Below are 12,022 nucleotides of genomic sequence, written 5' to 3'. Positions count from 1 at the left end.
CTTTGACGAGCACGACACGCTCACATGGCACAGACGCCCACGGCCGGCTCAACTGTCGTACGCCGCCGACACGTACACCGTCCGGGGCGGCAGGTACTCCACCACCATCACCACCGTGCCCGTCTCGATGCGGTCCTTCGGGGAGGCGGGATACGCGAGGAAATGCTCCGCGCCGCCGCGGACCCGGACGATCACCTCGCCGACGAGCCCCGGCCCGATCGTGCCGGTCACCCGTCCCATGAGGCCCACCATCGACGCGTCGTCCATGGTCCCCAGACTACGGGCCGGAGGGCGCCCCGAACTCAGGTACGGCACCGTCCACTTCACCGCTCGGCCAGCGCTCGTACCACCGCTGGTCCGCCTCCAACTGCGCGGCCAGCGACACGAGAAGGGGTTCGCTGTTCGCGGGCCCGAGCAGCTGCGCACCCACCGGCAGGGAGCCGTCGACGAACCCCGCGGGGACGTTGACGCCGGGCCAGCCCAGCACGTTCCACGGCCAGGCGTACGGACAGGCGGCGATCATGGCCCGGTCGGTGCCGAAGCCGCTCAGATCGTGCAGGGCGCCGATGCGCGGCGGGGGAGCGGCTGTCGTCGGCGCGAGCACCACGTCGTACGTGTCGAAGAGCGCGCCGATGCGCCGGTGCAGCCTCGCCTCGGCGCGCCGGGCCAGCCGCAGCGGGGCCCCGCCGAGCACCCGGCCCAGTCGGGCGGCTTCCAGGGTGCGCCGGTCGAGCAGGTCGGGATGGGGCGTCTCGCGCACTCGCTCCGCGATCCCGGCCGTGGCGCGCGGGATGAAGGTCAGCCCGATCTGCCCGTACGGCGGATCGGCCTCCTCGACCTCGTGGCCGAGCGCGGCCAGCCGTTCCGCGAGCGCGAGGACCCGGGCCCGTACGTCGGACCGCAGCCGTGCGGGCAGCGCCGTGAACGGCGGCTTCAGCGAGAGCGCGATGCGCAGCCTGCCCGGATCGCGGCCCACCGCGTCCGACACGCTCAGCGCGGACGGGCGGTGCAGATCGCGCTCGTGGCTGCCGCTCGCCGAGTCCAGCAGCAGCGCGGCGTCCTCGACCGTGCGGGCGAGCGTGCCGTTGACCGTGATGCCGTGGAAGGACTCCGCGCGGGGCCAGGTCGAGATGCGGCCGCGCTGCGGTTTGATGCCGATCAGATGCGTCCAGGAGGCCGGGATCCGCACGGAGCCCGCGCCGTCCGAGCCCAGCGCGGCGGGCACCAGACCGGCCGCGACCGCGGCCGCCGAACCGCCGGACGAACCGCCCGGCGTGTGCCCGGTGTGCCACGGGTTGCGCGTGTCGCCGAAGGCCGGCCCCTCGGTGAAGGGCCACTGTCCGAACTCGCAGGTGTTGGTCTTGCCGACGACCACGGCCCCGGCCGCCCGCAGCCGGCGGACCGCCTCGCCGTCCTCGGCCACCGGCGGGAACTCCCCGCGGCAGCCGAACGCGGTCGGCTCGCCCGCCACGTCCATGTCGTCCTTGACCGCGACCGGGACCCCGAGCAGCGGTCGGCGTTCGCCCGCCGCCAGCTCCTTGTCCGCGGCGTCGGCCTCGGCGAGCGCGGCCTCGGCACGTACCAGCCGGAAGGCGTTGAGCGTGCCCTGAGCGGCCTCGATCCGGGCGAGGGTCTCCTCGACGAGCGCCCGTGAGGAGACCGTTCCCTCGGCCAGGGCACGGGCACACTCCGCGAGACCCGCGGCACGGTCGGGAGTCACGGGAGTCATACGGCCACCTCCGGGAGTGCGTTGTCTACTGAACGGTAACGTCAACGCGGGCTCAGTGGTACGGGAAGGGCGACTTCCCCCGGCGCGGTGATTCGCCCGTCCGTGGCGTCGCTCCCACCGGTCGGAGGGCGCGTCGGCCCTTGACTTGGAGAGCGCTCCAAGATCTACCGTCATGACAGTCGGTGACGGTCCGACGGTGAGCCCAGGGCGACGGAGACGGACATGCGGGTCGGCGTACACATCAACCGGTTCAACCACCCCCGGGGCGCGGCCGCGCTCGGTCCCGAGCTGGCCGCGGCGGGCGCCGCCGCGGAGGCGGCGGGCGTGAGCTGGATGTCGGTCATGGACCACTACTTCCAGATGGAGTTCAACGGCGGCGCCGAGAGCGACATGCTGGAGGCCTACACGACCCTCGGTTTCCTGGCGGCCCACACCTCCACGGTCCAGCTCGGCACGCTGGTGACCGGCGTGACGTACCGGCATCCCGGACTGCTCGCCAAGATCGCCACCACGCTCGACGTCCTGTCCGGCGGCCGGGCCGCCCTGGGCATCGGAGCGGCCTGGTACGGCCGCGAGCACGAGGGTCTGGGCGTGCCGTTCCCGCCGCTCGCGGAGCGCTTCGAGCGCCTTGAGGAGACGCTGCGGATCTGCCTGCAGATGTGGGACCCGGAGGTCAATGGCCCCTTCGAGGGCAAGCACTACCAGCTCGCCGAAACCCTCTCCGTACCGGCGCCGGTGAGCACTCCGCGTCCGAGGATCATGATCGGCGGGGGTGGCGAGAAGAAGACCCTCCGGCTGGTCGCCCAGTACGGGGACGCCTGCAACCTCTTCGCCTCGACCCCGGAGGAGGTCGCGCACAAGCTCGACGTCCTGCGCGGGCACTGCGACGCCGTGGGGCGCGAGTACGCCGACATCCACAAGACGCTCACCCACTCGGGCGATCCGCGGGGCGAGGCCGAACTCGACGCCTTCACCCGGGAGTTGGAGGGCTACGCCAAGATCGGCATCGAGACCGTGATCCTCGGCCCGCGCGTGGACGAGCCGGCCGAGTGGATCGAACGGAGGGTGGCCCCGGCGGTCGAGCGGCTGGCCGAACTCGGCTGAACCACAAGGCTTCTGGCGCCGCCCGACCACCGGGCTCGAGGCGCGGCCCGACCACAGGGCCTCGGGTGAGGCCTCAGCCGCGGAACTTCGGGTGAGGCCTGAGCCGCGGGGCTTCGGGTGCGCCGCCTACGCGGGCTGGCGGCGCGCCAGTGCGACGAACTGCTCCAGCACCCGGGCCACCCCGTCCTCGTCGTTCGAGGCGGTGTGGAACCGCGCCGCCCTCGTGACCGACGGATCGGCGTTGGCCATGGCGTAAGAGCGGCCCACCGCCCTGAGCATGGGCAGGTCGTTGGGCATGTCACCGAACGCGGCGATGTCGTCGGGACGTATGCCGAGGCCGGCACTCCAGGCGGTCAGCGCGCTGGCCTTGGTGACTCCCGGGGCGCTGAACTCCACGAGCGCGAGCCCCGTGGAGTGCGTGGTCTCGGCGTCCGTGCCCGCGCTGACATGCGCCCGCGCATGGAAGTCGCGCAACGACAGCGTCGGATGATGAGCAAGGATCTTGAGGAGCGGACGGCCGGGAGCCCCCGCCAGCAACTCCTCGGCACTGCCGATCAGTTCGACCTCGGACTCCCCGTACGACCAGGCGGGGTACGCCGGTTCGTGGCCGAAGACCGTCTCGTACTCGAAGGCGAAGGCTGCACCCGGCACCGCCGCGCGCACCCGAGCCACGAGCGGGGCCACCGATGGGGTGGGGAACGGCGACAGCCGTACGGGCGTGCCGTCGGGCGCGTACACGGCGGCGCCGTTGGCGGTGACGGCGAAGTGCCGGCCGATGTCGCGGTGCAGGGCGGGAAGCCCGCGCGGGGGTCGGCCGGTGACGAGGGCCAGGCGGATTCCGGCCGCCTCGGCCGCGGCGAGCGCGGCCGCCGTCCGCCCGGAGAGGGTCCCGTCGCTGCGCAGCAGCGTCCCGTCCAGGTCGGTGGCCACGAGCTTCGGCGGCGTGGCGGGTACGGGGGCCGGGTCGGGCGTCGTCGTCATCGTGAACCGGTGCCTTCCGGGCCGGACCGATGGCCCGGCCGGGCCGTGGGGACCGGTGCTGCCGGGAGGCGGCCACCGGACGAACGTGCGGGAGGGGGCCGGAACCAGGTCGGTTCCGGCCCCCTCCCGCCCTCGCGGCGAGCCGCGGGAGCCTGCCGTCGTGAGGCAGGCGGCGACGGGCGTGGTCGTCAGGCGGCGACGGGCGCGCCGGCCTCGCCGTGGATCCGGCCGATGACCTCGGTGAGCTGAGCGGCGACCTCGGTGTCGTCTGCCGGGTGCGTCTCGGCGAAGCGGACCACGGAGCCGGGGATGGAGAGCTTGATGTCCTCGAGGACCTTGGCGCCGGCGATGCCCGCTGCCTTGCGGGTCTCGTCCTGCGCCCAGACGCCGCCGAACTGGCCGTAGGCGGTGCCGACTACGGCGAGGGGCTTGTCCTTGAGGGCGCTTGCGCCGAACGGGCGGGACAGCCAGTCGATGGCGTTCTTCAGGACGGCCGGGATGGTGCCGTTGTACTCGGGCGAGAAGAGCAGCAGGGCGTCGGCGGCGGCCGCGGCCTCGCGCAGCCGGACGGCGGCGGCCGGGACGTTGCCCTCCACGTCGATGTCCTCGTTGTAGAAGGGGATCTCGGCGAGGCCCTCGAACAGGTCGATCTCCGCGCCCTCGGGGGCGAGCTTGACGGAGGCCTCGGCGAGCTGGCGGTTGTGGGAGCCGGCGCGGAGGCTGCCGACGAGCGCGAGGATACGAACAGACATGGGGAACTCCAAGGGGGCTGAAACATTGCCGTTACGATCCGGACCGGGGTCCGTTTAAAGTTCTAGCACCTAAACGGACCGCGGTCCAGTTTTCTTCCCGGGGCGATACGCTGTGTTCATGTCCGCCTCCCTGCCGCCCCTCCCGAAGCCCCAGGAACCGACCAGTGAGCCCGTCCTGCTGGAGCTCACGTCCGCCGAGGACGAGCCCTGCCTGCGTGCCGACGCGGCGCGGAACCGGGCCCGGCTGCTGGAGGCGGCCACCCGGCTGATCGAGGAGCACGGAGCGGCCGGCGTCACGATGGAGGCGGTGGCCGTGGCGGCCTCGGTGGGCAAAGGGACGGTCTTCCGTCGCTTCGGCGACCGCACCGGCCTGTTGACGGCCCTCCTCGACCACTCCGCGAAACAGCTCCAGGCGGCCTTCCTCGGCGGGCCGCCGCCGCTGGGCCCAGGGGCGCCGCCCGTCGAGCGGCTGCGGGCTTTCGGCCAGGCCGTCCTGCGTCAGGCGGCCGACCATCTGGAGCTCCAGCTGGCGGCCCAGCCGGAGGCGGCCCGCCGATACTCCAACCCGCCTACGCGTTTTCTGTCCGGTCACGTCACCCTGCTGCTGCGGCAGGCGGTGCCCGACGCCGACTGCGCCCTCCTCGCGCAGACCCTGATGGGCTATCTCGACCCCGCCCTGATCCACCACCTGACCAAGGAGTGCGGGATGTCGATCGAGCGCCTGGAGGCAGGATGGATCGACCTGGTCGCGCGCGTGACCCGTACGGAACTGCCCCAGTAGGGCTTCCAGTTGGGCCGAACCGAGCCCGGGGCGGCGGTTCCGCAGGTCCGGCACGCGCGGCGCCCCCGGCCCCGAGCCCTTCCCCGGCTTCTGCGAAGATGCCGTACGTCATGGTGCAGATACCGAAAACATCCGCCCCTACGTCGCCCGCGCCGCACTCCGTGCCCACGAGTGCCGATGTGGCCCGCCTGGCGGGGGTCTCGCGCGCGACCGTCTCCTACGTCCTGAACAACACCAGCGCCGTACGGATCAGTGAGCCCACCCGCCGCCGCGTCCACCAGGCGGCCAAGGAACTCGGGTACGTCCCGCACGCCGCGGCCCGCAGCCTGCGCGCCGGGCACAGCCGCATGGTCCTGATGCCCGCGCCGGACGTGCCCGTGGGCCCGCTCTACAGCCAGTTCTTCAACGAACTCCAGTGGGCCCTGAGCCGCCTCGACTACACCGTCGTGCAGTACGGCAGTGTCGGCCTCCAGGGTGACGAGGCGGCCCGCGCCTGGGCCGAGCTGCGCCCGGTCGCCGTGCTCGTGCCCGGCAGCGGACTCGGCACGGAGGGCGTGGCCGTCCTCAAGCGCTCCGGCGCCCGGGCCGTCGTCACCCTCGGCCCCGACCGGGTCGAGGGCGCGCACGCCCTGATCATGGACCACCACGAAGTCGGCCGGAGCGCGGGCGCCCATCTGCGGGCCCGCGGCTACCGCCGCGTCGGGGTCGTGGTGCCCGAGGACCCCGGCCTGGAGATCTTCTCCAAGCCCCGCTTCGAAGGCGTACGGCAGGCCCTCAGCGGCAGGGACACGACGGTGACCGAGGTGTCGCTCGCCTACGACGAGGAGGCCGCGTCCCAACTCGCCGCGCGCTGGAGCTCGTTGGGCCTGGACGCAGTGTTCGCATACAACGACGAGTACGCGATGCTGCTGATGCGCGCCCTTCAGGATGAAGGCATCGGCATCCCGGGGGACACTGCTGTCATCGGCGCCGACGACCTGATGCTCGGCCGACTGTTGCGTCCCCGGCTGAGCACCGTCCACCTCGACCTGCCGTCCGGACGGGAGCTCGCCGAGCTGGTCGACCGCGCGGTGCGGGAGCCCGGCGCCCCGCCGGAGGCGCACGAGGTGCTGGGAGCGACGGTCGTGCACCGCGAATCGAGCTGAACACCTGGGAGGCGCGTCATGCGGACCACGGTCGGCATCATCGGCGGGGGCCCGGCAGGGCTCCTGCTGGCCCGGCTGCTGCACCGGACGGGGATCGACTGTGTCGTCCTGGAGAGCAGGACCCGCGCGTACGTCGAGCAGCGGCAGCGCGCCGGGATGCTGGAGCAGGGCACGGTGGACGCACTGCGCGAGTGCGGTGCCGCCGACCGGCTGGAGGTCGAGGGGCTGGTCCACAACGGCATCGAACTGCGCTTCGACCGGGAGCGGCACCGCATCGACTTTCCCGTGCTCACCGGCGGCCGCACGGTCACGATCTACGCCCAGACAGAGATCGTGAAGGACCTCGTGGAACTCCAACTCGCCGACGGGCCGCCGCTGTTGTTCGAGGCCGAGGTCCTCGCCGTGGAGAACGCCGCCGAGGAGCCCGGCGGCGGCGCACCTCTCGTGCGCTTTGTGCACGACGGCCGCGAACAGACCCTCACCTGCGACTACGTGGTCGGCTGCGACGGCTTCCACGGCATCGCCCGCGACGCCTTCCCGGCCGCCGTCAGTCGCACGTACGAGCACGACTACCCCTACTCCTGGCTCGGGATCCTGGCCGATGTGGCGCCCTCCTGCGAGGAGTTGATCTACGCGCGCGGCCCGGGAGGCTTCGCACTGCACAGCATGCGCTCGACGTCGGTCTCGCGGCTGTATCTGCAGGTCCCGAACGGCACCGACGCCGACGACTGGCCCGACGAACGCATCTGGGACGAGCTCGACGCACGCTTCGCGATCGACGGCGACTGGCGGCTGGAGCGCGGCCCGATCACCTCCAAGTCGGTCACCGGGATGAGGAGTTACGTCCACGAGCCGATGCGCCACGGAAGCCTCTTCCTCGCCGGGGACGCCGCGCACATCGTGCCGCCGACGGGCGCCAAGGGGCTGAACCTGGCCGTCTCCGACGTCCGGGTCCTGGCCCGCGGCTTCGCCGAGCTCCACCGCTCTGGATCGACCCAACTCCTCGACTCCTACTCGGAGTTGTGCCTCGACCGGGTCTGGCAGGCGACGCGCTTCTCGTACGACATGACTAAGATGTTGCACGCTCAACCAGATGGGGATGCCTTCGAGGACCGGCTGCAGCTCGCGCGACTGCGGCGGATCGCGGCATCCCGGCCCGCGGCCGCCGAACTGGCCGCGAACTACACGGGACTTCCGCTCGCGGCCACCGTTCGCGCTGTGGGTCCCCACCGGTGTCCACTGACCGATCGGAGAGCCGACATGCCGCTGCTCGACCCGGAGAACTGGCAGTCCCCCAGCTTGTCGGGCGGTGAGTACGCCGTCACGGAGCCCGCGACCGGCGACCCGCTCGGCACCGTCACGCTTGCCTCTGCCGAGGACGTCACGGCAGCCGCAGGTGCCGCCCGTGCGGCCCAGGCCGAGTGGGCCCGCGCCCCGCACTTCGTGCGCGCCGCCGTCCTGCGCAAGGCCGGCGACCTGTTCACCGAGCACGCCGGCGAACTGCGCGACTGGATCGTGCGCGAGTCCGGCTCCATACCCGGCAAGGCCGACTTCGAACTGCACGTCGCGGCCCAGGAGTGCTACGAGGCGGCCGCGCTCGCGTCGCGTCCGGCCGGGCAGGTCCTGCCCTCGGAGGCCGCCCGGCTGTCGTACACACGGCGTGTCCCGGTCGGCGTCGTGGGAGTGATCTCGCCCTTCAACGCCCCGCTGATCCTCTCGATCCGCTCGGTGGCCCCGGCGCTCGCGCTCGGCAACGGCGTCGTGCTGAAGCCGGATCCGCGCACCGCGGTCTGCGGCGGCCTCGCGCTCGCCGCGGTCTTCGCGGAGGCGGGCCTGCCGGAGGGACTGCTGCACGTGCTGCCCGGAGGACCGGAGGCCGGGCAGGCACTGGTCGCCGACCCGCAGGTACCGGTGATCTCGTTCACCGGCTCGACTGCCGCCGGACGCGCGGTGGGTGAGGCCGCGGGGCGCCATCTCAAGCGCGTACACCTGGAGTTGGGCGGCAACTCCGCGCTGATCGTGCTGGAGGACGCCGACATCGACGCGGTGATCTCCACGGCGGCCTGGGGCTCGTTCTTCCACCAGGGCCAGATCTGCATGACCACCGGCCGCCACCTCGTCCACGCCTCGCTCTACGAGGAGTACATCGAGCGGCTCGCGGCGAAGGCCGACTCGCTGGCCGTCGGCGACCCGCACCGGGAGCACGTGCACCTCGGGCCGATCATCGACGACGCCCAGCTCGCCAAGATCCACGGCCTGGTGGAGTCCAGCACCGCACGCGGCGCGAAGCTGGCGGCGGGCGGCACCCACGACCGGCTGTTCTACCGTCCGACGGTCCTCGCCGGGGTCGACGACTCGACCCCCGCGTACGCCGAGGAGGTCTTCGGACCGGTCGCGCCGGTGCGCTCCTTCAGCACCGTCGACGAGGCCGCCGCCCTCGCGTCCGCCGGGCCGTACGGCCTCTCGCTGGGCATCGTCACCCGGGACACCGCGCGTGGCCTCGACCTCGCCGAGCGCGTTCCCACCGGGATCGTCCACATCAACGACCAGACCGTCAACGACGAGGCCGTCGCGCCCTTCGGCGGCATCGCCGCCTCCGGCACCGGCGCCAGGTTCGGCGGCGAGGCCAACCTGGAGGCCTTCACCGACCTGCGCTGGACGACAGTGCGAGGGGACGTGGCGGGCTACCCCTTCTAGGGGCGCCGACGAGGCACTGGTTCTAGGAAGACCGGCGGATCACTGGGCCTGCTGACCCTGCTCCGCGATCGACTTGCGGACCTCGTCCATGTCCAGCTTCCGGGCCTGTCCGATGACGTCCTCAAGGGCGGCCTCGGGCAGCGCCCCGGGCTGGGCGAAGACGGCAACCTGGTCACGGACGATCATCAGCGTCGGAATCGACTGGATGTTGAAGGCCGCGGCCAGCTCCGGCTGCGCCTCGGTGTCCACCTTGCCGAAGACCAGGTCGGGATTGGCCTCCGCCGCCTTCTCGTAGACCGGGGCGAACTGGCGGCACGGGCCGCACCAGGACGCCCAGAAGTCGATCAGGACGAATTCGTTGTCCGTGACCAGCTGGTCGAAGTTGTCCTTGGTGAGCTCCACGGTGCTGCTCATGGCGTTGAATCCCTCTTCCTGGGGTCGGGGCCTTGCCGCTGTCCACAACGGCGTCGATCAGTGGCGTATTCCGCGCACGTACCCGTGTGGCCACGGCCCACACCAAGCACCAGACTGACCCCATGACGGAATCGGAATCCATCGCGTACGACGTCGTGGTGCTCGGGGCCGGGCCCGTGGGGGAGAACGTCGCCGACCGCGCCCGCGCGGCAGGCCTCTCCACCGCGATCGTGGAGAGCGAGCTGGTCGGCGGCGAGTGCTCCTACTGGGCGTGCATGCCCAGCAAGGCCCTGCTGCGCCCGGTCATCGCCCGTGCGGACGCACGCCGCGTACCGGGCCTCAGCCAGGCCGTGCAGGGGCCCCTCGACGCGGACGCGGTCCTCGCCCACCGCGACTACTTCACCTCGCACTGGAAGGACGACGGCCAGATCCAGTGGCTCGACGGCATCGGCGTCGACCTCTACCGAGGACACGGACGGCTCGCCGGGCCACGCAAGGTCACGGTCGACGGCCCCGACGGGGAGCGGCACGTCCTGACCGCCCGGCACGCCGTGGCCGTCAGCACCGGCACCCGCGCGGTCGTGCCCGACCTGCCCGGGATCGCCGAGGTCAAGCCCTGGACCAGCCGCGACGCCACCAGCGCGCACGCCGTGCCGGGCCGCCTCGTGGTCGTCGGCGGCGGGGTCGTCGGCGTCGAGATGGCCACCGCCTGGCAGGCCCTCGGATCGAAGGTCACGCTCCTCGTCCGGGGAAAGGGCCTGCTCCCCAAGATGGAGCCCTTCGCCGGGGAGCTGATCGTCGAGGCGCTGACGGAGGCGGGTGCGGACGTGCGTACGGGCACGTCGGTCGAGGCGGTGACACGGGACGGCACGACGGTCGTGGTCACCACCTCCGCGGGCGACCGCATCGAGGCCGACGAGATCCTCTTCGCCACCGGCCGCGCCCCGCGCACCGACGACCTCGGACTCGAGACGATCGGCCTGGACCCCGGCTCCTGGCTGTCGGTCGACGACAGCCTGCGGGTGACGGGCAGCGACTGGCTCTACGCGGTCGGCGACGTCAACCACCGCGCCCTTCTCACCCACCAGGGCAAGTACCAGGCCCGTATCGCAGGCGCCGCCATCGCGGCCCGCGCCGCCGGTGTCCCGCTCCTGGAGTCGGACCAGTGGGGCGCCCACGCGGCGTCGGCCGACCACGCGGCCGTTCCCCAGGTCGTCTTCACCGACCCGGAGGCCGCCGCCGTCGGCCTCTCCCTCGCCGAGGCCGAACAAGCCGGTCACCGGGTCCGCGCGGTCGACGTCGACCTCTCCTCGGTCGCCGGCGCCGGCCTCTACGCCGACGGCTACCGCGGCCGCGCCCGCATGATCGTGGACCTCGACACCGAGACCCTCCGTGGCGTCACCTTCGTCGGCCCCGGCGTCGGCGAACTGCTCCACTCCGCCACGATCGCGGTCGCCGGCGAGGTCCCGGTGAGCCGGCTGTGGCACGCGGTTCCGGCGTATCCGACGGTGAGCGAGGTGTGGCTGCGGTTGCTGGAGGCGTATCGGGACGCGTAACGCTCCGCTGGGGCGCGGGTTTTGTCTGCGGGTTCGTTGTGGCTGGTCGCGCAGTTCCCCGCGCCCCTTTTGAAGAGGCCTCGCGGCCCTTCAAAAGGGGCGCGGGGGCTCAGCTCTCCGCCGGCAGGTCGAAGCCGAGGGCCGTGGCGGCCCGGCTCGGTGTCGGGTGGGACCAGCGTTCCAGCATCGCCTGGTTCGAGGAGAGGGAGCGCAGTTCGGCGCGGTCCAGGTAGAGGGTGCCGTTCAGGTGGTCCGTCTCGTGCTGGACGATGCGGGCGGGCCAGCCCGTGAACACCTCGTCCAGCGGGCGGCCGTTCTCGTCCTGGGCCAGGAGCCGCACCTCGGCGGGCCGGGCCACCACCGCCTGCCAGCCCGGCACGCTCAGGCAGCCCTCGAAGAACGCGGTGCGGGCGGGCCCCAGTGGCTCGTACGCCGGGTTGACCAGGACGCGGAAGGGCAGGGGCACCCGGCCACGTGCCTCGCGGATCTCGTCCGGCACCGGTGCCGGGTCCTCGACGACCGCGAGGCGCAGCGGCACGCCGACCTGGGGCGCGGCCAGCCCGACGCCCGGTGCCGCGTGCATCGTGTCGCGCAGGGCCGCGACGAAACGCGCGAGGAGCGTCGGGTCCAGCTGGCCGTCGAAGGGCTCGGCCGCGCGGCGCAGCACCGGGTCACCGGCGGCGACGATCGGCAACGGGCCCGTACGGGAGAGCAGTTCCTCCACCTGGTCGCTGAGGGACGAGGGCACGGGATCACTGGGGGAAGCCATCGCGCCAGGATGCCAAGCGGGACGCCGGGGTGCGAGGCGGCTCTCCCTGGATTCCGGATGCTCCATGGTTCCCTCCCCGGACTCCCTCCCCGAT

The 12,022-nt window shown here is 72.5% G+C and carries 11 protein-coding genes and 1 pseudogene; 6 read left to right on the top strand and 6 right to left on the bottom strand.

All coding sequences use genetic code 11. From position 1 onward, the window contains the following. Nucleotides 1-48: 48 nt before the first annotated feature. Together OG718_RS11250 and OG718_RS11245 are read right to left on the bottom strand one after the other, a co-directional pair. A complete protein-coding gene (locus OG718_RS11250; RefSeq protein ID WP_143634725.1) occupies nucleotides 49-267 on the bottom strand; it encodes a hypothetical protein in 219 nt (72 codons plus the stop codon). Nucleotides 268-277: 10 nt separating this feature from the next. After that, nucleotides 278-1,720, bottom strand: a complete 1,443-nt coding sequence (locus OG718_RS11245; RefSeq protein ID WP_328847734.1) for an amidase — start codon at nucleotides 1,718-1,720, stop codon at nucleotides 278-280. Nucleotides 1,721-1,951: 231 nt separating this feature from the next. On the opposite strand from OG718_RS11245, the gene OG718_RS11240 reads away from it, so the two are divergent. Next, nucleotides 1,952-2,833, top strand: a complete 882-nt coding sequence (locus OG718_RS11240; protein ID WP_328844058.1) for an LLM class F420-dependent oxidoreductase — start codon at nucleotides 1,952-1,954, stop codon at nucleotides 2,831-2,833. Between the two features lie 126 nt (nucleotides 2,834-2,959). On the opposite strand, the gene OG718_RS11235 is transcribed toward OG718_RS11240, so the two are convergent. Then, nucleotides 2,960-3,814 (bottom strand): HAD family hydrolase, encoded by an 855-nt coding sequence (locus tag OG718_RS11235; RefSeq protein ID WP_328844057.1) that lies wholly within the window; start codon nucleotides 3,812-3,814, stop codon nucleotides 2,960-2,962. A 188-nt stretch (nucleotides 3,815-4,002) separates the two neighbouring features. Continuing rightward, nucleotides 4,003-4,566, bottom strand: a complete 564-nt coding sequence (locus OG718_RS11230; RefSeq protein ID WP_143634731.1) for an NAD(P)H-dependent oxidoreductase — start codon at nucleotides 4,564-4,566, stop codon at nucleotides 4,003-4,005. Between the two features lie 118 nt (nucleotides 4,567-4,684). Here OG718_RS11230 and OG718_RS11225 point away from each other — a divergent pair, with 118 nt between their 5' ends. The 4 genes and pseudogenes from OG718_RS11225 to OG718_RS11210 all read left to right on the top strand — a co-directional run bounded on the left by OG718_RS11225 (nucleotide 4,685) and on the right by OG718_RS11210 (nucleotide 9,189). Then, nucleotides 4,685-5,347 carry a TetR/AcrR family transcriptional regulator gene (locus tag OG718_RS11225; RefSeq protein WP_328844056.1) on the top strand — a complete coding sequence of 221 codons (663 nt, stop codon included), beginning with the start codon at nucleotides 4,685-4,687 and terminating at the stop codon, nucleotides 5,345-5,347. A 110-nt stretch (nucleotides 5,348-5,457) separates the two neighbouring features. Next, nucleotides 5,458-6,492, top strand: coding sequence for a LacI family DNA-binding transcriptional regulator (locus OG718_RS11220; RefSeq protein ID WP_143634735.1), 1,035 nt, complete (start codon nucleotides 5,458-5,460; stop codon nucleotides 6,490-6,492). An 18-nt stretch (nucleotides 6,493-6,510) separates the two neighbouring features. Beyond that, nucleotides 6,511-7,692, top strand: a pseudogene (locus OG718_RS11215) (4-hydroxybenzoate 3-monooxygenase); the annotation flags it as partial. Nucleotides 7,693-7,752: 60 nt separating this feature from the next. Beyond that, the gene (locus OG718_RS11210; protein ID WP_328847733.1) at nucleotides 7,753-9,189 is read left to right on the top strand and encodes a benzaldehyde dehydrogenase; all 1,437 of its coding nucleotides are present in this window, start codon (nucleotides 7,753-7,755) and stop codon (nucleotides 9,187-9,189) included. 39 nt (nucleotides 9,190-9,228) lie between these two features. Here OG718_RS11210 and trxA read toward each other — a convergent pair whose 3' ends face one another. After that, complete coding sequence (gene trxA, locus OG718_RS11205) at nucleotides 9,229-9,603, bottom strand: thioredoxin (RefSeq protein ID WP_055616075.1); 375 nt, start codon at nucleotides 9,601-9,603, stop codon at nucleotides 9,229-9,231. A 122-nt stretch (nucleotides 9,604-9,725) separates the two neighbouring features. Between trxA and OG718_RS11200 the strand changes: the two genes are divergently transcribed. Further along, on the top strand, nucleotides 9,726-11,159 hold the full coding sequence (locus OG718_RS11200; protein WP_328844055.1) for a dihydrolipoyl dehydrogenase family protein: 1,434 nt from the start codon (nucleotides 9,726-9,728) through the stop codon (nucleotides 11,157-11,159). Nucleotides 11,160-11,268: 109 nt separating this feature from the next. Here the strand turns inward: OG718_RS11200 and OG718_RS11195 are convergent, their stop codons facing one another. Beyond that, entirely contained in the window at nucleotides 11,269-11,928 is a 660-nt protein-coding gene (locus tag OG718_RS11195) for a peptide deformylase (protein ID WP_328844054.1), read from the bottom strand. Between the last annotated feature and the right edge of the window lie 94 nt (nucleotides 11,929-12,022).

Source organism: Streptomyces sp. NBC_00258 (assembly GCF_036182465.1).
In the GTDB taxonomy this organism is placed as follows: domain Bacteria; phylum Actinomycetota; class Actinomycetes; order Streptomycetales; family Streptomycetaceae; genus Streptomyces.
This window is presented reverse-complemented; position numbering and strand designations above follow the sequence as displayed.